The organism is Paenibacillus sp. TC-CSREp1 (genome assembly GCF_050171015.1).
GTDB classification, from domain to species: Bacteria; Bacillota; Bacilli; order Paenibacillales; family Paenibacillaceae; genus Paenibacillus; species Paenibacillus silvae.
The window spans coordinates 97,290-122,540 of sequence record NZ_JBNOKM010000016.1 but is presented as its reverse complement, the minus strand read 5'-3'; the positions used below and the strand labels follow the sequence as shown (position 1 = coordinate 122,540).

The following is a 25,251-nucleotide window of genomic DNA, read 5'->3' as shown; positions in this document are numbered from 1 at the left end:
TGGAATAATAAGGTAGAGTGAATCCGAGCAGTCAGAGAGAGGGGAACGAGGTTATATGGTAAAACAGTCGATCATCGAGCAAGTAACCGTGCAGGAAAAGGTTGTAGCTTTTACATTTGATGATGGTCCGCACCCGGTATACACCCCGCAAGTGTTGGACATTTTCCGCCGCGCTGGCGGTCATGCGACATTTTTTATGATTGGCGAGGAGATGGAGGCACACCCGGACATTGCGGCAGAGGTACACCGTGAAGGGCATGAGATTGCCAATCATACCTATACTCATCCGAACCTGACCGAGCTTACGCTGGAAGAGGCCGGGGAGGAGCTGCGGCGGGCAGAACAGCTGGTTCAGAAAGTCACGGGTGGGTCTGCCCGGAGCTTCAGGCCGCCTTATTTTGGCGTCAACGATGATATTCTGGCTCTGGCTGCGGAGCGTGGATATCGCACAATTGGTGCAGCGAACGGCGCCGCCAGGGATTGGGACAATCCCGGAACCGAGCATATTGTGGAGCATAGCCGTTCGGCAGTGAAGCCTGGCAGTGTGCTGATTTTCCATGACGGATATGGCGATCGCTCTCAGACTGTTGAGGCCGTTCGTGTGCTGGTGGAGGAGCTGACGGCAGACGGGTATCGTTTGGTTACAGTGAGTGAGCTGTTAGATATGTAATGCTTGAAGTGAATATGCAGGTATGAAAATAAAACAAAAATACTCCCCGTAAAAGCGGACAGATCATTGCAAGCATGCTAACTGTACCGTTCATGGGGAGTATTTCATTTTGTATGGACTTACTTGCTCGTGGCTCTATTCACGTTTACCGTGATATTGGCAGGACTATACGGAATCCACCAACGTCAATAACTCCGATACAGGTGTACGTGGTCTGGCGCGGCGAACCTTCGACGGATCGAAATATCCCATATGCAGGGTACCAACCACCTTTTGGCCTGGCTTCACGCCCGCTGCCTCCCGGAATGAGGGATGCCAGTTGTAGTCATTCGTTTTCCAGACAACGCCGATGCCTCGTTCCCAGGCTAACAGCTGCAAATTTTGAATGAGAGCACTTGCCGCTGACAGAGCTTCTTCCCATTCCTTCCAACGGGGCTCCTCGTCAATCAGCACCAGCAGGTGCACCGGGACCTCGGAGCAGTAGGCCTGCTCAACTCGTTCGCCGTACTGCTCACGCTTGTCCGCGGTATATGTAGCAAGCACTGCATCCGAGAAACGCTTGCGCCCTTCGCCAACAAACATGAGGAACCGCCAAGGCTCCTTGCGGGAGTGAAAGGGTGCCCATACGGCGGCATCCAGCAGCTCCATGATGAGCGGTACAGGCACGTCCTCGCCTGTAAAATGATTCACGGTGCGCCGTTCGCGGATCGTTTTTTCAATAGCCTGGTAGGTTTCTTCCATCCTCTGCTCCATGCTCAATTCCCTCCTGATTATGCATATCTTCAGTACATACAATTACGATCATTTGACGAGTGCCTGCAGCACATCATCCACCTTTTTGTTGTAAGCGAGCGGCCCGAAGGTCATCCAATGATCCATGCTTACCTCGTAGGTGTGATTGTTTTTCACGGCAGGGAGGGATTTCCAGATATTGCTGTTGATCAACTCCTGCGCCAGATCTTTGCCGCCCTCATCGTAAGTGATGAACAGATGATCTGCTGTAATCTCCGGGATGACCTCTTGAGAGATGACAGCCATGCTGGTGTCTTCACCCCAAGCCAAATCTTTAGCAATCTGCGGTGGGTTCAATCCCAGATCGGTATAGAGGACATTACCGACATATCCCCCTGGTCCGCCATAGAGCCGAATTTCCTTATTGCTGCGAACACGGACAAAACCGACCGTTTCATCTCCGATGGCGGCTTTAAGTTTGGCCTTGGCATCCTTCACCTTGCTGTCATAGCTCTGGAGCACCTTCTCTGCTTCGGCCTGCTTGCCCGTTAGCTCCCCGATGGTCCGTAAGGCTTCTCGCCACTGATCTGGAGCATCTGCTCCGAAAACATAAGTAGGTGCAATGCTGGAAAACTTGTCGTAATTCCCGTCATTCGCATAACTAGGGAAGGCAAGCAGGATCAGATCGGGTCTGGCAGCGAGCATCGCCTCGTAATCGATAGCGCTGGTATCCACTTTAGGCAAATCCCCGATGGATGACTGCAAGTATTTCAACGAGAACGAGCCAATAACCGTCTGCGTCACGGGTTTGATTCCCAGAGCTACAAGGTAATCTTCCAGATATAAACCCGCAATCCGCTGGGGGTGGGCAGGTACTTCAATACTTCCAAAGTCATGTTTGAAAGTGTTCACCTGAGCTCCGTCCTGCTGTGCGGTTGTTGTTGATGCTTGGTTGTCGCCGGATGCCTCTGCTGTTTGGTCTGAACGGCTATCCTGAGTGGAACTTGCCGGATTCGTGCTCCCACAAGCGGTTAGAACAGCGAATACTAAAACGATCAAGCACACCAGCAAGTGGTCACGTAGATTCCTCATGTTGTATCCTCCTATATGATAAAGATTATCATTCTCATATGGATTCTAACATGGGCTCTGGCGAATCGACCATACAGAATTGTTCGATTTCATTTATGAGATTGTACGTTTCATCCGTGCACAGCCTTACTTCACCGTTGCCGAATCGCGTTTATAGAGTTTATTTTCTGCGGCTCCGTATGGAGTCCAGTAGCTGCTGGATTTTTCGTTCATGTCCGAGCACACCAAAGGTCATCCAGATATCGGTTGTACCCATGTACACCTGATTTTTTCGAACTGCGCCGAGTTCAATCCAATAAGGACTTTGAAACAGCAGCTGTGCCTGTTCAGTCTGAGCATCGTCCACAATAACCAGCAGATGATCTGCTTCAAGCTGGCTTAGACTCTCGGGTCTGATCGGAATGACTACACCTGCAGGGTGGCGAGACCATTCCTGAAGCAGCGGAGGCATGTTCAGGCCTAAATCCTCGTATAACACAGAGCCGGTGTAGCTTTCAGGCCCACCATACAAGCATAATCCTTCTCTGAAATGAAACCGGAGCAAAGCCACGGATTCATCTCCGATCATGTCTGCCAACTCCTGCTTGGCCCTGTGTGCCTGCTCATCGTATCGTTGAACCACTTGCTGAGCTCGTTCCTCCTGGTGCACCAGATCTGCGATGCTCATTAACGTTGATCTCCAGTCCAACCCGGCTTGCTGGAATATATACGTGGGGGCAATCTCTGCGAACTGCTCGTATCGCGCATCTGCTGCAAAGTCGGGAAATGCAAGCAGGATCAGATCAGGACGCAAGCTTCGCAGCAAGCCAAAGTCGATGCGGCTTACATCCAGCTTCTGCACACCGTCCAGAGCGCTCGACAAGTATCTCTGATAGTAACCGGAGCGTGAATACTGCACAATAGGCTGGATGCCCAGTACAGTTAAGTAATCTTCCAGAAAGAGACCGACAATTCGCTCAGGCGGTCGGTTTTCGGCTGCTGCCGGAGAAATGGAAGCACGCAGATGAGTAGTATACAGCAGGGAGCTGGCGATGCTTCGTTCTTGATTACGCTGTACATATGCCGTCGGTGGCAGGCCCACCACCTGTTTAAAGCGTGAACTGAAATAATATGGCGTACTGAAGCCGACAGATTGAGCAATCTCGCGTATAGGTTTATCGGAGGTGACCAGCATTTGTTTTGCATGCTTGATTCGAATCTCGGCAAGCCTGTCCATCGGGCTCGTACCCGTTTCTTTGCGAAATAAAGATGAATAATAGCCAGGGCTCATATCAGCGATCTGTGCAAGCTGCTCGCGGGTCAGCTCCTGATCATACTGCTGCTCCATATAGAGAATGGACCGCTGGATGGCCGGGTTGATGTCTGGAGCCGTGGTCTCCAACCAGTCTGCCTGTTCCCACACATGATCCAACAGCTCCATGAAGAGCCGTTGCCTCTGAAACTCCTGTCTTTCATCAGACTGTCCACGTCTTGCATATAATTGATCTATCATTTGGCCGATCTGTGGCGGTTCGTACCAGCAGATTTCTCCTTCATACGGGAATCTTGCGGGTACACGCCTGATCTGTCCTTTTGCATGGTAAGCTTCGATGATGCGTATCCCGTCAAAGACGAGTTCATACCCTTGCAGAGGCGCTTCTTCTTCCTCCATAGAGAGATAATATGCCGTTTCCGGCGAGAGCAAAAAGCAGCTTCCTGAACGCACGGGACATGGCGGCTTGTCCTTCCATTGGAGCCATCCCTGTCCTGAAGTAATATAGATCAACCTGTGGCCGTCGAAGCGAGGTGTATTTCCCTCCTGTCCGTACAGCTGTCTTATATGTAGAAGCGCAAAGGTCAGAGATGACGGGCCATGCGATGTATATGAATTCATCATGATGGGATTCCATTCCTTTCATATCGTTGACGAGTCAATTCCATAGTCTTTCGTCCATCGTTTAAAGCCATTATAGAAACTTGCAGACAAGGACGCAATGCATCAACCTAAGCATAACCAAAGGAAACAAGACAAAAGCACGAAGCCAGTTACGTCGCTGCTTCGCCGCTTTTATCTCCAGTGTTTGATTCACCTAAGTACTCCGTGCTTACTGGTTATTGAAAATGGGCTCTGTCCGTAGCAGATAGTTGCCTCTAACTTCAGCCGTCCAGTTGGCAAAGACCTCTCTCCACTGCACACTGTCAAAAAATTTATCAACGGACTGGTTGTCAGAATCCCAATCGACGAATATGTTAAGCGGGGTAATCCCCCCTGCCCAGATACCGTTGCTGACGTCCGTTCCTGTCTCTCGTACCAGCAGGATCGGGATGCCGAATTGGAATGCCATGGCAGGTTCAATCTGCGAAAAGGTCGAGCCCTCCCAGAACGGTGTTGTCGTTGGCGGATCACCTACATTGGAGCGAAGAATCTCCACATAAAATCTGCGGAAATTGATAGCCAGCAGACCATAGCTGGAAAATACGAGCCGCCGGATATTCGTCAGAATATTTTCCGGGTATTGTTCACTAACAGGCAGTGTGCGCGGAAATAATAACGCATCTTCAATCTCCAATACGAGACGGTTCAAAAACAGCCCCTGTACATCATTGACCGTATTGGTTGTACTCAGGAAGATCGGAATACGAAAAGCACGATCGACACAGGTCTGGATCGAGGAAGGTGCGTCCTTCACCACAGACATCGATTTGCTGCGCGGGGTGGAGGCAAGAGCAGATGTCCGCACCTGTCCACGGACGTGCGGCAGTTCGGTTACAAAGCTGACAGGTGAATGGTTTTTCATCGGAACCTGCTGTGTTTTGGTGGTTTTCGCCTTACCTTTGGATTGATTCAATGTTCACATCTCCAATGCACAAGATTCGGGTTCAATCGTTAACCCCAGCCTATGCACATTAGCCCATCCGTGTGACCGGGCAAGTGTATTAAAATTTTACTTCGTGCAGGAATCTACTTTATAATAGTAGGCTAAACCAGACTGCGTCAGGAGGTAATCATGGATTTTATCAGAAAACAGCTAGAGGAACTTGGCATGAGTGAACCCTCCATCGGGTATCTTTCCAACGTCATTATGGTTGTATGGATCGCACTAATCTCGATTATTGCCAACTATATCGCCAAAAGACTTGTATTGAAGACCGTGCATCGGATCGTGAGCCACAATCGGTTTAAATGGGGACACATCGTTGTTCAGAAACAGCTATTCCAGAGGCTGTCCCATCTTGTACCGGCTGTTATTATCTATTACACTGCGTATATTTTCCCGGCCTATCAGGCTTTGATTGAAAAAGCGGCAATGACCTACATGATTGTGATTATGATAACGGTACTGAATGCACTGCTGAATGTGTTTGACGATATTTATCGTACCTACGAAGTGTCCAAAATTCGCCCAATCAAGAGCTACATTCAGGTAGCTAAAATTGTCCTGTTTATTATCGGCGGCATCATCGTCATCTCCAGCCTGATTGGACAGAATCCGTTAATTATTCTTAGTGGACTTGGTGCGTTATCAGCGGTGCTGATGCTGATCTTCAAGGATTCCATTCTGGGTCTCGTTGCAGGTGTGCAGCTGTCGTCCAATGATATGGTGCGTGTTGGCGACTGGATTGAGATGCCCAAGTACAACGCCGATGGCGATGTAATCGACATTACCCTGAATACAGTGAAGGTAATGAATTTTGATAAGACCATTACGATGATCCCGAGCTATGCGCTCATTTCGGACTCGTTCCGCAACTGGCGAGGTATGCAGGTGTCAGGCGGAAGAAGAATCAAGCGAAGCATTTTTATCGATATCAGCAGTATCCGTTTTTGCAATGAAGAGATGGTGGCCGATTTTGAGAAAATTCACTATTTATCGGAGTACATCACATCCAAATTGAAGGAAATTGAAGCCTATAACACAGAACACCAAGTGAACAGGGAAAGTAATGTCAACGGTAGACAGCTCACCAACATCGGTGTGTTCCGTGAATATATTCATCAGTATCTGAGACATCATCCGAAGATCAATAAGGATATGACCATGATTGTGAGACAGCTGGCCCCTGAAGATCGCGGACTGCCTCTCGAAATCTACGCATTCAGTAACGATACCAACTGGGGTGTGTACGAGAATGTACAGGCAGATATTTTTGACCATATCTTTGCGGTGGCACCAACGTTTGGGCTGCGGGCATTCCAGAACCCGACGGGTCATGACATTGCGCAGCTCAAGGAGACACAGGAAAAGGAATATGTTCGCGAATATTAACGTCTTGTCTTCAAACTCTTTTACCTGCGATATTTTCAAATTTTAGATTGATAGAAAGCCATGACCCTCCCCGGTTGATGGCTTTTTGTCTGTGATATAATAGGCGTATTTAAGGGACGCAGGATAAGAAAAAGAAGCAGTATGGGTCATGAGGGAAGGATATAGGCAGGGGGAAGATTGGATGGAGATGTTAGTGGATTGGAACGCCCATATCGAGCAATGGAGCCATGCGGCTGTTCGCCTGCAAAGTATCCGGGCCTACCGTGAGCAGGGGCAGGGTAATGGTGAGGTTGTGGGGGAACAGTTCGATTCGCAGCCTGAATTCGAGTACGGGTCGGAGCCGGAGCCCACTTTGGATGCACATATCGGCTGTTTCTTCGTTCTTACGCGAGGAGAGGTCAGGGTAAGGATGGCAGATGAGGTATATCATTGCCGCTCACCGTATATTTTGCATGGGGGTGAGGGTACAGGGCTGAGCTTTGAAGCACCGGATCAAACTCATGCATGGTCTGGTTATCTCGTCGTATATGAGGTGGTACCAGCATCTTCAAAGGATCGACAGAGCCTGGCACAATCGTATAGTTTTGCTCCCGCTACACTATTGCCGATTCAGGAGAAATGTGAAGCCATGGAGCGTTTGCTGCAAGCCAATGATTCGCTGGACAAGCTGCAGGCCCAGTCCTATTTTGTGCCCTTCGTGCACGAGATTCTCAGACAAAGAAAACAGCTGCTCACGCAGACCGGGAACACTCGCACCAACATGGTTTCTCAAGCCATTCAATATATACAGGTACACTATAGTGAACCGATTACTGCGGAGAAGCTGGCGAGCAGGTATCATTGCAGCACCAGTTATTTATCACGTTTATTCCGAAGTCAGATCGGTCTTGGGCCGATCGAGTATTTGATCCATGTACGTGTGCACCGGGCCAAGCAGCTGCTTCTGAAGTCAGGTGCCAAAATTCAGGACATTGCAAGCCAGGTGGGTTATGCAGATGTCTATTATTTCAGTCGGTTGTTTAAAAAATATACCGGTCATTCCCCGCTTCGATATCGCGCAGAGCATCAGGGGAAATTGAACACTCGGGTTCAGAATAATCCATTGCGTGCGTTAGAATCGTCTATTGTCTCCAACTCCTCACCTTCTCATAATGAGAATGAATCTTATTATCAGTGGAGTTGGGAAGGGGATACATCCATGTTTCGATTTTCAAGACCAGCCTTTGGAGCCATGATGGTACTGTGCACATCATTGATTCTGAGCGCTTGTCAGGCAAGCACAACTACGGGGGGAACTACTGCTCAGCAGCCCGCCAGCTCTGCGGCTGCAGCGACTGTATCAGACAGCACAGCTGTAGAAATGCGGACATATACACATCTGAAGGGCCAGTCGGACATTCCTGTGCACCCGCAGCGTGTTGTCAGCCTCTTTCATCTGGGGGAGCCTATAGCACTTGGCGTGAAGCCAGTGGGCACAACGACATACGTTATGGATAATCCGCATATCAGTGACAAGACCGGCATTACTGATGTTGGAGTTCCGCCGGATGCAGAGAAGATTTTGGCGCTGGAGCCTGATCTCATTGTCACGACACCAACCTTTGCCGAGCTTGTGGAAGGCGGGTATGAAGCGTTGAACCGGATTGCCCCGACAATTGTTGTCGAGCAAAAAAATGATCCGATCCAAGATGTGGAGATGTTCGGTGATATTCTTGGAAAGCAGGAAGAGGCGAAGGAATGGATTGCGCAATTCGAGGCCAAGATTGCAGCCTACAAGGAGAAAATCAAACCTTATGTCAAAGAGGACGAGACTTTCACGATCCTGAATGTGCGTCCAGACACACTGATGGTATACGGGGATACCAACATGGGAGGCAATATTTTATACAAATACCTTGGTCTGAAGCCAGCGGCGAAAGTTGATTCGGATGTCATCCATGGCGATACGTGGGAAATCTCGAGCGAGGTCATTCCCGAATATATCGGTGATCGTTTGTTCCTGGCGGTAAACAAGGGAGCAGAGGAGAAGGTCAAGGATGTGCAGAAGCTTATCGATGCCTCACCAGCAGGGAAATCGGGGCATGTGTACTTTATTGATTTTGATGAATTCCTGCCAAGTGACACTATTGCGGTAGAAAAACAGCTGGACATCATTACAGACATATTAACGGGGAAAGCTCAGTAATTCTATTTTCCCGGAACGTTATCCGGGCTGGAGCGTAGTTTGCATTGATTCAGGCTTGTGTACAAGGGTAGAATAACGAGAGAGCGGTTCAATTTTTCCCATCTTATTCAGGAAGAAGGATACTACCTTATACAAAGGAGAGTTCTCGAATGAATCATATCCCGGAGTACACATTAAATGATGGCCTGAAAGTACCTGCGATTGGATTTGGTACATACAGTCTGAAAGGGGAGGCTGGCGTTCAATCGATTGCTTCTGCACTGGAAGCAGGGTATCGCTTGCTGGACACGGCTTATAACTACGAAAATGAGGCGACAGTTGGCAGAGCAGTCAAGAACAGCTCCATTACGAGAGACAAGCTTCTCATTACCTCCAAGCTGCCCGGACGATATCATGCCTATGACAAAGCGCTGGTCGCAATTCAGGAGTCGTTGTACAGAGCCGATCTGGACTATTACGATCTGTATCTGATCCACTGGCCGAATCCCAAGCAGGATAAGTATGTTGAGGCGTGGCAGGCTTTAATCGAAGCGAGAAAACGTGGATATATCCGCTCCATCGGTGTCAGCAACTTCCTGCCGGAGCATAATGAACGGCTGATTCAGGAGACGAGCGTGGCGCCGAGCCTGAACCAGATCGAGCTGCATCCGTTCTTCGATCAGGCGAATCAGCGGCAGCAGGATGCGAAGCATGGCATTGTCAACGAATCTTGGAGTCCGATTGGACGGGGCAATGATGCGGTGCAGGATATTTTGAAGCATGAGGACATTCTTCGGATCGCAGATACACATCGCAAAACGCCAACTCAGATTATTCTGCGCTGGCATGTGCAGCTCGGCTCCATTCCTATTCCCAAAGCAGGCTCGCTGCAGCATCAGCAGGAGAACATTGATATTTTTGATTTCGAGCTGAGTGGAGAAGAGATGAAGATTCTGGCCTCGTTTAACCGCCCGGATGGACGATTGTGGAATCAGGACCCGAGTGAGTATGAGGAATTTTAATAAGCTGCTGCAGGAGAGGACGATGAACATTTGGCGGCGAATTGGTGGCTTGCGCTAATCATTATGGTTGTGGTTAACGGAATTACAGCCTGGAGTCTATGGACAGGCAAACGAATCAGCCCGAGAGCGAGAAAATGGTTTTTTGCTGTGACCAATGTGATCGGATTAGGTCTGGCCATCTCTCAATTTTTCTGGATGGATTTTAGCTAAAATAAAGAAGGGCTGCCTCCGTGTCGGAATGACAGGAAGCAGCCCTTTTCTATTGGTTGAAGTTAGTTGGTACGGCCATTGATTCAGTTGTTTACCCGTGGAATGCGGAACGTTAAAATCTCATATGGCTTGATGTCAAAAGTAATACGTGCATTCTCTACGTGGAACTCCGCTTCGATGTTCTCCATCAGATCACATGCATACGCTGTTGAAGCTGCTTGCTCAGGCAATTGCAGGGAGGCACGGCTGCGGCGGCCATGGGCTTCATACACACGGATGATCATGTCATCGTTGTCCTCGGCTTTTTTAATAACCTCAAGCACCACATTTTCCTGATCTACGGAAGCAAGGGACCACGTACCCGGCAGCGTACCGCTTTGTGAACCTATTTCCAGGCCGACCAAAGGACGGTTCAGATCATAAGCGGCCTGAATGACACGTCCCTCACGGAAATCACCCTGATGCGGATAGAGCGAGTAGGTGAATACATGCTGCTCTTTATCGGCATTTTCGTTCGGATACGTCGCGCTTTTGATCAGGGACAGACGCATCACCGAATTGTGAATGTCATATCCGTATTTGCAGTCGTTAAGCAGGGCAGCACCGTATCCGCTCTCGGCGAGATCCGCCCACTTCTGACCACATACCTCAAACCGCGCCTGATCCCAGCTGGTGTTGCGGTGTGTAGCACGTTCCACGTTACCATACTGAATTTCATAGACGGCTTTCTCACTCCAGATATCGAGTGGGAACGCAACTTTGAGCAGCAGGTGCTCCTGTTTCCAGTCTACAAAGGTACGGAAATCAATTCGCCGTGTATGTGCATAGAAAATGATCGTCTGCTCAACGACAGAGTCCAGGAACTGTCTCTTCACTTGAAGCACGGAACGAACCGGCCCGTTTTCGAGCCATTCCATCGACTGCAGGTCGTTGATCTCCCACATATGCTGTTCGTAATAATCGTCAATATTCCATGCCTCATACTCGGCAGGACGATCCTCGAATACCTGCAGCACGTTGCCACGCTCGCTGGCTTGCAGCAGTTCACGCCCCTCCAGCTTGTCCCATACCGATATGAATTCGGCACTGTCATTCAGGCGAATATCGTACCAAGGGGTTTCGATGGAGCGCTGTTCGGACTGCCACTGGGCAACGGATACCCCTGCGATGCCAAGTTCAGCGGCGCTATCCGGTATGATGCGGAACGTTTTGTATCCTGCAGCCGGCACGCTCTCAGCGAGGAACACAAGGCCGCCTTCTTTCGTGAGCTGGCTTGGTACAGGACGCTCACCATCGTACACCGTTACTTTTTTCGCCAGTGAAGGCAGCTCCACCACATCGGTCCGGGCAAAGCCGGTTGTGTTAAATACAACAATCGCTTCACCATCTGACGTAATCCGGCTTACGATGCCGTTCAAGGCGCTGTTCTTCAGCTCGTCCGTGACACGCAGCACCTCTTCATACTGCTCCTGCGAATCGACGTAAACCTGCTCAATTGAGCTACCCGGCAGAATATCATGGAACTGGTTCAGCATCGTCAGTTTCCATGCATGCTCCAAAGCATCGGTTGGATATGCTGCCTGTGCATCCGCCTGACGTTGAATCATAGAGAACAGCTCTGCATCTGCCAGCGCAAATTCACTGTGGCGGTTGTAGCGTTTGTTTCGGGCCATGGATGTGTACGTACCGCGATGGTACTCCAGATAAAGCTCCCCTGACCAGCGCGGAACCGAACGGACTCCGTCCAGATTCTGTTCCAGCTTCTCAAAAAATTCACGTACAAAGGTGCGCTTCACCGCCGGTAAACCTGGCAGTCCTTTTTCAAGCCGTCTGCCGTGCTCCAGCATTTCATCCGTTGGCCCGCCGCCGCCGTCTCCAAAGCCGAAGCACTGCAGCACATCGGTGTTGATATTTTTGTTCTGATATCGCTGCCACGTGCCCTTCACTTGTGAAGCATTAAAACGTCCGTTGTATGTTGTTTCGAAACGGTGCTTGCCGAATTCCGGGTGGGGAATATAGTCTTTGGCCGTAATGAAATGCGTCAGCACCTCGGAGCCGTCAATACCTCTCCAGTACATCGTGTCGTTAGGAATCTGGTTGGTATCATTCCAGGCAATTTTGGTCGTCATAAAATAATCGATCCCGCTCTTGCGCATAATCTGCGGCATCGCTGCACTGTATCCGAATACATCGGGCAGCCAGAGCACACGGTTCTCTACGCCGAATTCTTCTTTGAAGAAACGTTTGCCATAGATAATCTGACGGATCATCGATTCGCCCGAGATCAGATTGCAATCGGCCTCCAGCCACATCGAACCTTCCGCTTCCCAGCGTCCCTCGGCAACCTTTTCTTTAATTTTCTCATATAACGAAGGGAAGTCGGCTTTCAGGTATGCATAGAGCTGCGGCTGCGAGGACATGAACGTATACTCCGGGAACTTGTCCATCAGATAGAGCACACTCGCGAAGCTGCGAATGACCTTCTCCCGTGTCTGATCGAGCGTCCACAGCCAGGCCACGTCGATATGGGTGTGTCCGATACAGTGAACGGTCGGGATATGATCAGCTGCAGGACGAGTTTCGCCATAGACATGGTTTTGCAAATACTCCCGTGCCTCCAGCACGGATGCATGGAACGCTGGGCTGTTTTCCTGACGTAAATCGAGCAGATTCACCGCTTTGTTCAGTTGTTCAATCAGCTTCAGGCGCTCCAGGTCATCCTCGCGCAGCAGGTCTGCAGCATCCAGTGCAGCCTTGATGTCATAATACAGATCGGAGACGGCCTGATGATGCTCGGCAATATAGACGTTCAGGAAAACATCGGCAGCGGATGTGCTGCAATAGGCATACAGCGCAAGCTCGAACTCTTCGCCTTTGACAGCGGCAGGAGTCAGGTCAATTTCAGTATGGTTCACATCCAGGCCGCAGATCAGCTCACCATTCAGGAATGCCAAAAACTGCGGATTATCATAGTTCCAGATGTCGGTCGCACCGGTTACGATAGCACATACGACTTTTTTTCCTTCCAGATGATCAGGAATACGGATGCGTGTTTTGAAGCAGCTGTGTACATCCTTACCGCCCCACCCGTCACCCTTGCGGAATACATTCCACGAAGAAGGATCTTCATGTACGAGGTCCCACGAGTGGTAACCACTCTCTTTATGATAAAGCTCTGGTATATACGTTTTGGAAGTCAGGCGTGCGCTTTCCAAATGTTTAACAATCGTATGGATTCGAGTGGACAAGGAGTTAGCTTTCATATTGGTTTCCCCACCTTGAGATTTAGTAAGTAGACTGTAAGCCTAGCTGTGACGGTTAGCTGTGTAAAAAGAACAACGTTGAAAACGCTGACATTCAGCTCCATCATATCAAACCCGCAAAGCTCCAAACTACGTAATGTATGCTGAAAATACCGTCTTTTTATTGCATTTCATGCTAAAATAAAGTCAGGCATGATCAAGAAAGGAGGCATATCCATGACATCGTCGGTTCTGTCATATGAGAAGGGATATGCGATCCAGGTGAACCAGCCGGGTGATCCACTGTTCTATCATCTGGATTATGACGAGCGCTCGCATGAACTGAATATGGAGTTTCAGCATTTTCATGATTTTTATGAAATCTGCATTCTGTTAGACCGCAGTGCGGCGCATATTATTGAAGGCAGTTTGTACGAGATGCAGCCCTATGATATCGTTCTGCTCCGGCCTTCCTTGCTGCATAAAACCCAGTATCCCAAAGGCCTGCCGCCCAAAAGGTTAATGATCAACTTTGCTATGCCTCGCAGCTTGCCTGGACTTGAGAGCGATTACAGGGAGCTGTTTAACCTATTTCATGCGCAGGTTCCGATCTTTCGCTTCTCGGAGGAGCGACGGGGGGAAATCCTCGCGCCTATAAACGATATTTTTGCGATATCACAGCATCCTTCACCTATACAGTCGGTGGCTATTCATCATAAATTTGTTGAGTTTCTATGTGGTCTTCATCGTTATGCGGCAGAGAATGCCTATGTACGTGAGGAAACAGGCTCGTCCATGTCACGCCGTATGTATGCCATTGCATCGTATATTCACAGTCATTATCAGCAGGAGCTATCGCTGGATGAGGTGTCCAGACGTTTTTATGTAAGTGCTCATCATTTATCTCGCCAGTTTAACAAAGTAACAGGTTTTACGTTTACGGAGTATGTGCAAATGACCCGGATTCGTAATGCGCAGCAGCTGCTGCTGCATTCCAGTGAGAAAATCACAGATATTGCTGCCAAGTGCGGCTTCGCAAGTTTCTCCCAGTTCAATCGTATCTTTAACAAGCAGAGCGGTATGTCACCAAGTGCCTATCGCCGCAGCAGACCCGCGCAGGATGAGCGTCAGTCGGTGTTTGCAGCGGCAGGGCAGAAGGTGAACTGAGCGAACGAGCGGGTGTAGCGCATAGAGCGTCTGAACGGGATAAACGAATAGAGTGAGGAAGCCTCACGCCAAAACAGGAAGAGTCAGCTGCCAAGAAGCGAGCTGACTCTTCACCATATAGGGGAATGATATCATTTTGATTCAGTCGGTCAAGCTTGGTTTAAGATGATGCGGCGAGTGTTAAAGTTCCGTCATTCATCCTGTATACCTTATCGCAATAAGCGAGCATACGTTCATCATGAGTAACCATAATCGCGGCTTTTTGGCGTGATTTTACCTCTTGCGCCATAAGACTGACCACTTCATGTGCCCGTTTGGTATCCAGGCTTGCTGTCGGCTCGTCCGCCAGGATCAGATTCGGATCATTCATCAGAGCACGAGCAATGGCTGTCCGCTGTTTTTCACCGCCTGACAATTCCTCCGGGAATTTTTGCAGCTTCTGTCCAAGCCCCAGCTCTTCCAGCAGCTTCGTGGCAAATTGTCGGTGTTCCTTGGTGATGGCTCCAGACATTCGTTTTACGACGAGGAGCTGGTCCAGAACATGCAGATAAGGAACTAGATTCGACGATTGCATAATAAAGCCGATTTCTCTTAATCGGATGTGAGATAATTTTTTCTCTGTAAGTGTCGATATTATATTTCCGTTCAGTCTGACTTCTCCTTCGGATGCTTTCAGCATCGCTCCGGCAATAGACAAGAAGGTACTTTTACCAGACCCGGATGGTCCAACGACAGCGACAAATTCTCCCGGCTCCACGGATAAGGATACATGATCGAGCGCCTTAACCTGATGACTCCCTTCACCGTAAACCATCGTGACTTCATCCATCTGTAATCCTTTAGTCATCATTCAACCCTCCCGAGCGCTTTGAGTGGATCAAATGTGATTTTGCGAACGGATACCATCGAGCTTAACATGGCTATTACGAGCAGGATGATGGAGTAAGTCACTACTAGGCTTGTCTCCAGCTTGAACGGCATGCCTTTAGGCCTTATTGCGGCAGTTGCATAAGTTAGCAGGATTCCAACAACAATACTTGTCAGCGACAGTATGAATACTTGCGATACAATCGCTTTACTCAGAAACCGGTTGCTGGCACCGATTGCTTTCATAATGCCGAACTGATTCGTTTTTTGCATCGTGATGACATAAAAGAATACACCAAGTACAAACGCAGAGATGGCAAGCAAGAAGGGAAGCATCATCAGAATCGTACCGTTCTCTTCCTTGTATCCAGGCATGCCTTGTACTGCCTCGCCCCGAGTAACGGTATCCGTACCGGACAGCTTGTTGTTGATTTCAGCTGAATCCAAATTTTTGCATGAAGGGGTAACACAAACAAGCATTAACGATTCTGTGTACCCCACTCGCACAGCTGTTCCAGTACAGGTAGAAGCGTCTGAGCTTTGGGTGTCAGTGAATATTCTACCTTGGGCGGAATTTGCGGAAACTCCTTGCGCTTAACTAATCCATCGGTCTCCAGCTCTTTGAGCTGTGCACTTAAAACCTTGTAAGTGATCGTTCCAATCTGCCGCTGCATTTCATTGAAACGAACGGGTTGTTTGGCGGCTAACAGATATAAAATAATCATCTTCCACTTCCCACCGATCACTGACATGGTGTAGCCAAAAGGTGTATCTTGAATAGCCATATTCTCGCTGTTTAAGTCGGATATGCCCATGCTTACACTATCCTTTCAGATAGTACCTATCATCATTGTGCGTACTATCCTAATCTTTTTGCCCAGTCTATACTAGCCTTAATTCAAAGTAAAGGGGCTAGGAACATGACCAAAATTCAAACATACAATCACCATCTTTGGGATCATGGCATCTCTCAAGGCTACTGTGTCGACAACACCCTATATATCTCTGGACAATTTTCTCACAATACAGAAGGCAGCTTTGTTGGATTGGGTGATATTCAGACACAAGTATTACAGACATTAGAGAATCTGGATACCGTGTTGGCGCAGTTTGGTGCAACGAAGTCCAATCTTGCATATGTTGAAATATACTTAACCCGGGCGCAGGAGCATGGGGAGGCTGCCATCGAACTGTTTAAACAATATGTTGGTGAGCATCGGCCAGCAGGCAGCATGATCGGGGTGAGTTATCTGGCGTTTCCAGAGCAATGGGTAGAGATCAGAGCCGTTGCTAAAATATAAAAGGCATGTGCCCCAATCTATCCTCTGATCTATTGCATTTAATATGGGAAACAGGTGAGAGAACGGAGCGATCACGTCATGAAACAATTGATCATCAATGCCGATGATTTCGGTCTGTCACCAGGCGTGAACCGAGGGATTATTGAGGCATATCAGGCTGGAGGGATCAGCAGCACAACGCTAATGGTGAACATGCCCGGCTTCACAGATGCCGTAAGGCTGGCACGCTTGCATCCAGAACTGGGGGTGGGTCTGCATTTTAATCTGACCTATGGTCGACCTGTATCTGATGTGGGGCTTGTTCCGTCTCTTGTTCAAAAGGACGGCTGCTTTCATTCAATTAGCGAGATCAGCAGCAGAGAGCGGAGCGAGATCGAGATCGAATTGTTAGCCCAGTGGGATCGGTTTATTGCCTCAGGCTTGTACCCGACACATCTGGACGCACATCATCATTTGCACCAGGTTTTGCCGGAAGTATATGAAGCTATGGCACAGTTAGCTGTCAAAGAAAACATTCCGATGCGGCGACTCCAGCAGCCACATACCTTGAGTGGAAACCCGGTTTTGATTCCAATCCAGGTTGATCAGGTTTTGTTGGACACTTATGATGCGGAGCATGGGTTACAGAAGCTGCTCGGTTATCTTCAACATCTGCCACAAGGTTCGACTGAAATCATGTGTCATCCCGGATATGTCGACGAGACATTACAGGCGTTGTCCAAATTAACCAAAGAACGGGAATCCGAGCTGGCTGTGTTTTGCAATCCTGCAGTCACCAAAACCATTCAGGCCCTTGGTATTCGCATGATCCATTATGGGTTGCTTGAATCTGCCGTAAACGAACCTGTTCCTACATCTTCCATCGTTGTATCCGATGCAGACAACGCGTCTCCCGTAGTACCCGTACAGTCACTGAGGCCAAAAAGATCCGTATCGCAACGGAAGAGCTTTGGAAAGCGAAAGCTCAAACTTCACCCGTTGCAAAGGAGGAAGGGGCGTCAGCGGGCACTACCAAGAAAAAAGACAAGAATCACTATGAGGAAAAAAGAGAAAAAGAGGTGAGCAACCGCTGCTCTTGCATCTAATTATTTGCTGTTTATGCAATATGCATAGCAGCTCTCCATACATATGGATTATTCGGTTACAGGCTGTTTCAGATTCATTTCTACGAAATTATTTTTTGCGTTCTCCTTCTTGATCTGGCTAGGGATTGTTCTGCTGAGATGGATTATAGGTTTAGATGCAAAATCTCTAGTTCAACTTATATAGTAGATTCATGTTTTGAATGTATATACTATGTGTATACGAAAGAGGGCGTGATAAAATGAAACAAAGAACTCTAAATCAAGAAGGGGTATGTATGTCAACGACCGTACAGAAATGGGGAAACAGTCTGGGTATTCGAATTCCTGGTCATATCGCTGGCAAAATTGGGGTTCATCAAGGGACGGAAGTTGAGCTGATTGTAAGTGACGATCGTAAACTTATCATAGTACCTCAAAAGAAAAAGCCAACGTTGGAGGAATTGTTGGACAAATGCAAGCCAGAAAACCGTCATGACGAAATTGATTTTGGTAGAGAAGAGACGGAATTAATCTAAATGAACGCAGATCGGGGAGATTTAGTCTGGATAAAGTACGCACGTTTTTGTAGTCATCTGAGTCATACATAAATTAAATTCAAAAGAGCAAACCCGCTGAAACAAACGGGTTTGCTCTTTTCTCTAATATTATATTGTCTATATAGGTATATGTGAAAAAAGTGCTCCCCTTACACCAAGTCCTTCGGCGCAAGCTCAATGGCGGAACGAATAGCGGCCAGCATGCTTTTATCGTCGGCAATGTTTTTGCCTGCGATATCAAAGGCAGTACCGTGGTCAACCGATGTGCGGATAATGCCGCCTTTCAGGCCAACCGTGATGTTCACCCCTTCTTCAATGCCCATCACCTTGATTGGGGCATGGCCCTGGTCATGGTAGCAGGCTACGACAATATCGAAGTCACCCCGGCCGGCGCGGAAGAAGAGTGTGTCCGCCGGAAGTGGACCAACGACGTTAATGCCTTCCTGCTGCGCGCGCTCAATGCCGGGCTGCAGCTTCTCTTCTTCTTCCCCATTGCCGAACAGGCCGTTCTCTCCGGCATGAGGATTAATCCCGCATACTGCGACGCGCGGATTCTCAAAGCCTGCTTTTTTCAACGTATCATGAGCCAGCTTAACAACCGTGTAGGTTCTTTCCGGGTTAATGCTCGCAATGGCATCAATCAGGCCCATATGTGTGGTCAAGTGAATAACGCGCAGATTCGGCGTAGTCAGCATCATGGAGAAGTCCGCGGTGTCCGTCAGGTCTGCCAGAATCTCCGTATGGCCTGGATACAAATGGCCTCCCATATGCAAGGCTTCCTTGTTGAGTGGTGCGGTGCAGATCGAGTGAATCTGTTTCTTTTTCGCCAAGTCAATGGCTTTCGCAAGAAATTGGAAGGCCGCATCGCCCGCAGCAGCAGATACTTTACCGTACTCCAGATCAGCAGGCACGAGATTCAGGTCGATGACATCCACTGTGCCGAATTCGTATTTTGCTTCCGTTGGCTCCTGAATCGCATTCACCTTCAACGTGGAACCGATCACGGGCAGCACACGCTCCAATATTTTGGCGTCACCGATGACAAGCGGGTTGCACTGATCATACACTTCTTGATGGCCCAGTGCTTTCATAATAATCTCGGGTCCAATGCCTGCGGCATCACCCATCGTAATACCTACGGTTGGTTTCATACGAGAATGCCCCCTTTTAATTTTTGAATCGCATGGATAAAGACGTCCGGTTTGCCGAATCCGCCTGCTTTGGTAATCACATATAAATCTTCAATACCCATAAATCTGGAGATCGGCACGCCGATTTCAAGCTCATCTAGTAGCTCAAAGCCGCTGATGTTCCATTTTATACAAATCTGTTTGGCTGTATCGCCACCTGTCATGGATACCCCTTTGAACAGTCCTTCCTCCAGCAATCTGGCACAGATTTCACCGATGGCACGTACAATTTCGTTGCTCACTTCGGTAGGGTTCAACCCCCGATTCTCACCGGTGGCCCGTGCCAGCTCGATATCGATCGATTCAGCGGTGGAGTAGAGCACCACATCTTGTCCCTCCAGCGCTTTGGTTCTGATCTCGTCGTAGACCCGTTCCATTTCCGCTGTACGGTCTTCCTCTGCCGATACGGCTTTGAACGAGTGGAAGGATACGGATGCAATCCGGGACTGGCGAAGCAAGCGATATAACTGCTCACGAGAGTTTTTGTTCACGCTGCCGACAACGGTCAGGATCGGTCCTGAATTCGGCGTTATCGTTAGCGCTGCTGGTTTGGATTCAAGCTCGTAGTGAGCGGGTAGATAGTTGGCAATTCCTGCTGAACCCGCCCAGGCAAAGGTATAGGGCATGTCATGCGTCATCTGCAAAATCAGCTCCAAATGCCGTTCCTCAGTGGAATCTACCAGCACATACGGAATGTTGTTTTGTTTCAACCGCTCCAGTTTGGCATGAACTTGCTGTTGTCCGGCTTCCAGATCACCAATGGTAATCTCGCCCACGTTGTACTTGGTCTGCTGTTTGAGCAAGTCTGGCAGATAAGAGATCGTCACAGGTGTCTTGGGATCAAGGGCAATCTCCGTCTCCGCGAGCGGTACACCGTTCAGGTAATGAATACCCTCGCGAATGGTGCGGTTATTTTTCGGATAACCTGGAGCAATCATCATAAAGTCCGGCTGTACAACGTCATATACTGCATCAATTTCGATGCCGATATTGCCGCGCATGGTGGAGTCCATTTTTTTGAAAATAGTATCAAATCCGTTATCCATCAGCAGCTTGGCCGCACGGTATACACGATCATAAGCTTCCTCTGCCGAGATGGAACGGCTATCTGTATCAAAAACAACGGTATCATACGATGCCAGGGATCCTTCATCCATATTAAATAGAACACTTGTCTTCAAGCCGTGGCGGGCAAGCTGCACCCCGCTGTCATTGGCACCGGTCAAATCATCTGCAATAATGGCCAGTTTCATGCAGTTATCCCCTCCTTATTATTTCGTTTGTTACGTTACCCATATCAATTGAACCAAAGGTGTTTACACGGATCACTCCGATGACAGAATAACCTTCCAATCGCTGTTATCCCCGGATTTCTTCGATTCCCTTGTCCAAAGGGGAAAATCCGGTGAACAGCATATGCTTCCGATGCAGCTTTCTTTCAGAAAGCTTTCAGGCGACCGCTTCGCTTTTCCAGGTTTTTTCTGTCCTCTCCGTTAGTGTGTAAATAAATAGTCCAACTTTTATGGTTGAAAAATTTAGAAATGAAATATCTCAGTTTCACGTCTGCATTTATGTGGTCGGTCGTTCATTATATTTGGCGACACCGCCTGATTTCTCCAGTCGTTTGGAGAGGAAGCCAATAAAGATCGGCAACAGTATCGCCGTTGTCACAACACTTGCTGCAATTTGCACCGTAGCGATCTCTGCAATGGGACCAAAGGAAGCGTTGGCAGCCACAATCGCCGCTGGAGTCCCTACCGCATTACCTGCTGTGGAGCCTTCGGATGCGCCGACAATCGGATTCCAGCCAATCGCTTTGAAGAGCAGGTATCCAATACCACCCGTCAGAAGCACGGTCAGCACACCAAGCAGAATTCCGCCAAGTCCACCCTGGATAATGGAAGAGAAGTTAATCCCCATACCTAGTGCAAAAGCAAAGAACGGTACGAGCTTGTCACTGCCTTTGTGCAGCCATTCAGCCATATTGCGATCCAGATTACCAATAATGACACCAACGATCAGTGGAAGCAATACCGCAACAAAGGACATCGGAGAGAACATTCCGTTGGCAAAGCCCATTGCGCCGAAGATCGAGAGCGCTACCATTGTGAGAAACGGTCCGTCACTAAGTGCAAGGAACGGATAGGCTGCTTTGTCATCTTCTTTGCCGTATTGACCTGCAAGTGCGATGTACAACCCACCGTTGGAATTAGTCATAGCCGCGATAATCGCCAGCGGGGCAAGTCCCAGGAACAAGCCGCTCGAGTCGGCAAATAAAATCGCGATAAAACCAAGACCTGCACCGATCGCCCATTTGAATGTAAGCAGGGTCAAGCCTTTGCCGACAGAGGAGCCGGCTGTTTTAAACGTAATTTGTGTACCCGCGATCAACAGGAATAGCGCAATGAGTGTGCTGGCGCTGTTGACAAAGAGTGCTTCTGTAAAACCGCCGATGCGCAGGGCATTCGGAAAAAATGTATTGATTGTTGCACCAAGCAACAGGGGAACAACCATCATACCGCCAGGGATGCGATCAAGAGTAGCTTTAATGTTCATTGTCGTAGCTCCTTATGAAGTAATCGTTTTCTTGAAGCGCTTGCAGGGATTATGTTAACGCATGTTGTTTAATTTAGCAACAATAAATTATTATAAATTTAAAATACATTTAAAAATGTTTAAAAATGCAACACATTGGCGTGTAGATTAAATCCAATCAAACGATCAAATAAAAGGACAAAGAAAAATTGATACAACAGCTCGTAGAGATACCATGAAAAAAGTCCATAAAAAAAGACGTAAACTTAAAGTTAATCTTTAAGTTTACGCCATAATGTGGCCCGGTTAATCCCCAGGCGCTCAGCAGCTTTGGATTGATTGTTATTTTCCTCTTGCAGCACGAGCTGAATCACTTCTTTCTCAATCTCTTTCAGCGTGCCATTCAGCTTCATCGCACCTGCATTTACCGCAGACTGTTGGTGGAGCAGACGGGTTAAGGTTCCGCTTGTGATCACATATTCCGGCTCGTTAAGCGCGGCTTGTTTGATCAGATGTTTCAGCTGGCTGACGTTCATGTGTGCAGCCTGATCACGGATCAGCTGAAGCGCATCCTCCTTGATTCGAACCGCTGTTGTGCCGTATTGGTGATAATATCCGGTCAGGAAATGCTGCATCAAGGGCTCAAGGTCCTCGGTACGGTCAGCAAGTCCTGGCATGATGAGGATGTTTAGCTCTAACTTGAGTGTCCAGTCTGGATCAGGCACGTTATCGCTCAGAATAAACAGACCGATGTTATTCTCTAGACACGACTGGATAAAGGTCAGCAGCTCGGGATCATGCAGGCGTGACTCGATCTGATTCAGCTCCACTGTTTTTACCTTGGCCAGTGGAATTTTGTGCAAATGGCCTGATGGCACTTGAGAGAGATCAATCTGTAACAGAAGTCCGCCACCAGAGTGCATCTGATGCATGTGTTTGACCAGAAAAGATTTACCCGAATCGGCTTCACCCAACAAGTATATCGGTTCATGATGCGTATACAGCGCGCGAATGTTCTTTACTATCGCCTGCATAGCAGGTGATTCGGCAACAATGGGTTCCATCGAGGAATCGGTAAAGGTGGTAATGCCGAATTGTGCAAAGGCATAGGGCTCTCCTTTTTCCAGCAGATACACCTTGTAGCTCTTGTTATCCAGCGTTGTTTCGTAAGCCTGCACCGTTAATTGATAATCGTCTACCATGAATACGTTCTGAATTCTGGATTGGTGGAATTCCAGGCTTGTATTCATCAAATACAGGTGGTTTGCGGTGAGTGGATTGTGGTCAAAATCAGTCAGGTTCTCCAGCACCACTTCATTCTGTTCGCCCATGATGAGCAGGTTCGGGTGCTCTTGGGTAACGAGGTCATTCAGAATGACGGATACCGTCTGATTTTTGCTTAAATACCGGTATACCAGTTGTGCATCCTCCATGGCTCTGAGAATGGATTCCGTGCCGGATTGGATCAATAAACCTTCCAGACCGTAGGCCTTGGCCGTGTTCACAGTGATGACGTCACCCACAATCTGCTGGTAACCGGATGCTTTCAGCTCCAGCAGCAGCCGGGCAACCTCCTCCGAGCTGTGGATCGTATACACCTTGAGCGGCAGATCCATCAGGTCGATAATAGACTGTGCACCCGATGTAATATTGGAAAAACCCACGATCGCGGTATGTCCGTTGAACTGACTTGCGAGTGTGAGGGAACGGATCATATCATAGCCGGACAACTGCACATCAATGACCGGTACGGTCACCGCCTGTTTGATGAGCTGCGCGGTTCCGCCGCGGCTGATAATGATCTCGGCACCATTTTTTTCAGCCTGCACAGCCAGCTCCACACCCTTCGCCAGGTCGCCCACATCGGTTTGAACGGCTAACTGAGGATAGCGGGGTATACAGTCTTGTATAATAGGAATCATTGACTCGTAAGGAGCAATGAAGTGAACTCGTGTACGCATAGTTTTCCTGCCTTTTATAGATTCATTGATCCCTTTATTATAGCTAACTTGAAGAAGAAAGGCATCCTTGGAGCGATGTGATGAACTGCACTGAAGGGAGGAGAGATCTATTTCAAAATTAAAGCATTCGGAAGGAGTGGGGACATATGCCGAATATTCATAAAGCAGCTGATCCTGATCAGATTATCCAGAGTGTGGTGGAGCGTTTCCCGTGCAGAGTGCTGTGGAGTGAAGGACGTCCATGTCTGGAATATCAGCAGGAGGAGGATGTGGCGGTGATCACTGAATATGTTCAAACGACATACGGGGTGCAGCTGCTGGATGTATTTTTCACAGCGGTAGAGAGCTTGCCTGAGGAGACATAGTGGGAGTTGCAGAGTGCTTGGAAGAGATAATTCTGTTCGGAAAATGAGACAATGACGAGTTGTACTCGTATGAAAAATGAAACGTATGCCGTCCTATTCATGTATTATAGTATACATATGAACACACCCGAAGGAGGAACGATTAATGGGAATCTTATCGAGGTTTAGAGACGTGATGAAAGCAAACGTGAACCACATGCTTAGCCGGGCAGAGGACCCGGAGAAGACGGTCAATGAGTATATGCGTAGTCTGAGCAGTGACTTGGGACAGGTGAAGGCAGAGACGGCAGCGGTGCTGTCGGATGAAAATCGGGCAAAGCGGGCACTGGATGAGTGCCAGGCTGAGGTGAACAAGCTGCAGCGTTATGCGGAGAAATCCGCCGAGTCGGGTGATGTAGACAAGGCACGCAGTTTCCTGGAGAAAAAGGTGAAGCTGGCGGATAAACGCAACGAGCTGCAGGCGGCTTACGACCGGGCATCGGCTAAAGCACAGATGATGAAACATATGAACGACAAACTCGTTGCCGATCTGGAGAAGCTGGAAGCGAGACATGCCGAGCTGAAAGGTCGAATGGCAGATGCCAAGGCGCAGCAGCAGTTAAATGAACGGAATGTGTCTGCGAGCCGTGCGGAATCCGCGTTTAAAGCGATGGAGGATCAAGCGAATCAGGCACTGAATGAAGCGGAAGCATTGGCCGAGCTTCGTGCGGGCACGCAGGAGGACGATCTCGACGAACTTATTGCACAGCTGGAGCGGGATATGAACGCAGATGCGGGTAATAAGCAGAGTGAGCAACAGACTCCGAGCGCAGACGAGGAGCTGGCAGCGATCCAGAAGAAGCTTGGGAAATAGAGGGGAAGCCAG

23 protein-coding genes are annotated in these 25,251 nt (G+C 48.7%); 11 read left to right on the top strand and 12 right to left on the bottom strand.

Annotation, left to right across the window (positions count from 1 at the left end; all coding sequences use genetic code 11):
• Positions 1-55 precede the first annotated feature (55 nt).
• Complete coding sequence (locus ACQSGY_RS23390) at positions 56-670, top strand: polysaccharide deacetylase family protein (protein ID WP_427181101.1); 615 nt, start codon at positions 56-58, stop codon at positions 668-670.
• 165 nt (positions 671-835) lie between these two features.
• Here the strand turns inward: ACQSGY_RS23390 and ACQSGY_RS23385 are convergent, their stop codons facing one another.
• From ACQSGY_RS23385 to ACQSGY_RS23370, 4 genes are all read right to left on the bottom strand, one after another.
• Positions 836-1,423, bottom strand: coding sequence for a nitroreductase family protein (locus ACQSGY_RS23385; protein ID WP_427181099.1), 588 nt, complete (start codon positions 1,421-1,423; stop codon positions 836-838).
• A 48-nt stretch (positions 1,424-1,471) separates the two neighbouring features.
• A complete protein-coding gene (locus tag ACQSGY_RS23380) occupies positions 1,472-2,494 on the bottom strand; it encodes an ABC transporter substrate-binding protein (RefSeq protein ID WP_427181097.1) in 1,023 nt (340 codons plus the stop codon).
• A 160-nt stretch (positions 2,495-2,654) separates the two neighbouring features.
• The gene (locus tag ACQSGY_RS23375) at positions 2,655-4,370 is read right to left on the bottom strand and encodes a helix-turn-helix domain-containing protein (RefSeq protein WP_427181095.1); all 1,716 of its coding nucleotides are present in this window, start codon (positions 4,368-4,370) and stop codon (positions 2,655-2,657) included.
• A 208-nt stretch (positions 4,371-4,578) separates the two neighbouring features.
• Positions 4,579-5,172 carry a hypothetical protein gene (locus tag ACQSGY_RS23370; protein ID WP_427181186.1) on the bottom strand — a complete coding sequence of 198 codons (594 nt, stop codon included), beginning with the start codon at positions 5,170-5,172 and terminating at the stop codon, positions 4,579-4,581.
• A gap of 309 nt (positions 5,173-5,481) precedes the next feature.
• Between ACQSGY_RS23370 and ACQSGY_RS23365 the strand changes: the two genes are divergently transcribed.
• The 4 genes from ACQSGY_RS23365 to ACQSGY_RS23350 all read left to right on the top strand — a co-directional run bounded on the left by ACQSGY_RS23365 (position 5,482) and on the right by ACQSGY_RS23350 (position 10,137).
• On the top strand, positions 5,482-6,741 hold the full coding sequence (locus tag ACQSGY_RS23365; protein WP_427181094.1) for a mechanosensitive ion channel family protein: 1,260 nt from the start codon (positions 5,482-5,484) through the stop codon (positions 6,739-6,741).
• A 181-nt stretch (positions 6,742-6,922) separates the two neighbouring features.
• On the top strand, positions 6,923-8,926 hold the full coding sequence (locus ACQSGY_RS23360) for an AraC family transcriptional regulator (RefSeq protein WP_427181092.1): 2,004 nt from the start codon (positions 6,923-6,925) through the stop codon (positions 8,924-8,926).
• A 149-nt stretch (positions 8,927-9,075) separates the two neighbouring features.
• Positions 9,076-9,927, top strand: a complete 852-nt coding sequence (locus tag ACQSGY_RS23355) for an aldo/keto reductase (protein ID WP_427181090.1) — start codon at positions 9,076-9,078, stop codon at positions 9,925-9,927.
• A 30-nt stretch (positions 9,928-9,957) separates the two neighbouring features.
• Positions 9,958-10,137, top strand: a complete 180-nt coding sequence (locus ACQSGY_RS23350) for a hypothetical protein (protein ID WP_427181088.1) — start codon at positions 9,958-9,960, stop codon at positions 10,135-10,137.
• Positions 10,138-10,220: 83 nt separating this feature from the next.
• On the opposite strand, the gene ACQSGY_RS23345 is transcribed toward ACQSGY_RS23350, so the two are convergent.
• Complete coding sequence (locus ACQSGY_RS23345; RefSeq protein WP_427181087.1) at positions 10,221-13,400, bottom strand: alpha-mannosidase; 3,180 nt, start codon at positions 13,398-13,400, stop codon at positions 10,221-10,223.
• 216 nt (positions 13,401-13,616) lie between these two features.
• Here ACQSGY_RS23345 and ACQSGY_RS23340 point away from each other — a divergent pair, with 216 nt between their 5' ends.
• A complete protein-coding gene (locus ACQSGY_RS23340) occupies positions 13,617-14,546 on the top strand; it encodes an AraC family transcriptional regulator (protein WP_427181085.1) in 930 nt (309 codons plus the stop codon).
• A gap of 160 nt (positions 14,547-14,706) precedes the next feature.
• Here the strand turns inward: ACQSGY_RS23340 and ACQSGY_RS23335 are convergent, their stop codons facing one another.
• The 3 genes from ACQSGY_RS23335 to ACQSGY_RS23325 are packed head-to-tail and all read right to left on the bottom strand — an operon-like array spanning position 14,707 to position 16,228.
• The gene (locus tag ACQSGY_RS23335) at positions 14,707-15,393 is read right to left on the bottom strand and encodes an ABC transporter ATP-binding protein (RefSeq protein ID WP_427181184.1); all 687 of its coding nucleotides are present in this window, start codon (positions 15,391-15,393) and stop codon (positions 14,707-14,709) included.
• Positions 15,393-15,860: an ABC transporter permease gene (locus ACQSGY_RS23330; protein ID WP_427181083.1), complete on the bottom strand. Its 468-nt coding sequence runs from the start codon at positions 15,858-15,860 to the stop codon at positions 15,393-15,395. The genes ACQSGY_RS23335 and ACQSGY_RS23330 overlap by 1 nt, the downstream gene beginning before the upstream one ends.
• A gap of 32 nt (positions 15,861-15,892) precedes the next feature.
• Positions 15,893-16,228 (bottom strand): winged helix-turn-helix transcriptional regulator, encoded by a 336-nt coding sequence (locus ACQSGY_RS23325; protein WP_145405802.1) that lies wholly within the window; start codon positions 16,226-16,228, stop codon positions 15,893-15,895.
• A 105-nt stretch (positions 16,229-16,333) separates the two neighbouring features.
• Between ACQSGY_RS23325 and ACQSGY_RS23320 the strand changes: the two genes are divergently transcribed.
• The 3 genes from ACQSGY_RS23320 (at position 16,334) to ACQSGY_RS23310 (ending at position 18,314) form a co-directional block, all read left to right on the top strand.
• Entirely contained in the window at positions 16,334-16,714 is a 381-nt protein-coding gene (locus tag ACQSGY_RS23320; protein ID WP_427181081.1) for a RidA family protein, read from the top strand.
• Between the two features lie 78 nt (positions 16,715-16,792).
• Entirely contained in the window at positions 16,793-17,776 is a 984-nt protein-coding gene (locus tag ACQSGY_RS23315; RefSeq protein WP_427181079.1) for a carbohydrate deacetylase, read from the top strand.
• Positions 17,777-18,074: 298 nt separating this feature from the next.
• Positions 18,075-18,314, top strand: a complete 240-nt coding sequence (locus ACQSGY_RS23310; protein WP_188594445.1) for an AbrB/MazE/SpoVT family DNA-binding domain-containing protein — start codon at positions 18,075-18,077, stop codon at positions 18,312-18,314.
• A gap of 170 nt (positions 18,315-18,484) precedes the next feature.
• Here ACQSGY_RS23310 and pdxA read toward each other — a convergent pair whose 3' ends face one another.
• The 4 genes from pdxA to ACQSGY_RS23290 all read right to left on the bottom strand — a co-directional run bounded on the left by pdxA (position 18,485) and on the right by ACQSGY_RS23290 (position 23,982).
• Positions 18,485-19,486 (bottom strand): 4-hydroxythreonine-4-phosphate dehydrogenase PdxA, encoded by a 1,002-nt coding sequence (gene pdxA / locus ACQSGY_RS23305; RefSeq protein ID WP_427181077.1) that lies wholly within the window; start codon positions 19,484-19,486, stop codon positions 18,485-18,487.
• Positions 19,483-20,778: a four-carbon acid sugar kinase family protein gene (locus ACQSGY_RS23300; protein ID WP_289376145.1), complete on the bottom strand. Its 1,296-nt coding sequence runs from the start codon at positions 20,776-20,778 to the stop codon at positions 19,483-19,485. The genes pdxA and ACQSGY_RS23300 overlap by 4 nt, the downstream gene beginning before the upstream one ends.
• A gap of 316 nt (positions 20,779-21,094) precedes the next feature.
• Entirely contained in the window at positions 21,095-22,081 is a 987-nt protein-coding gene (locus tag ACQSGY_RS23295; protein WP_111270184.1) for a 2-keto-3-deoxygluconate permease, read from the bottom strand.
• A gap of 251 nt (positions 22,082-22,332) precedes the next feature.
• A complete protein-coding gene (locus tag ACQSGY_RS23290) occupies positions 22,333-23,982 on the bottom strand; it encodes a PrpR N-terminal domain-containing protein (RefSeq protein WP_427181075.1) in 1,650 nt (549 codons plus the stop codon).
• 185 nt (positions 23,983-24,167) lie between these two features.
• On the opposite strand from ACQSGY_RS23290, the gene ACQSGY_RS23285 reads away from it, so the two are divergent.
• Together ACQSGY_RS23285 and ACQSGY_RS23280 are read left to right on the top strand one after the other, a co-directional pair.
• Positions 24,168-24,386 (top strand): hypothetical protein, encoded by a 219-nt coding sequence (locus ACQSGY_RS23285; RefSeq protein WP_427181073.1) that lies wholly within the window; start codon positions 24,168-24,170, stop codon positions 24,384-24,386.
• A gap of 145 nt (positions 24,387-24,531) precedes the next feature.
• Entirely contained in the window at positions 24,532-25,239 is a 708-nt protein-coding gene (locus ACQSGY_RS23280) for a PspA/IM30 family protein (RefSeq protein WP_427181071.1), read from the top strand.
• The last annotated feature ends 12 nt before the right edge of the window (positions 25,240-25,251 follow it).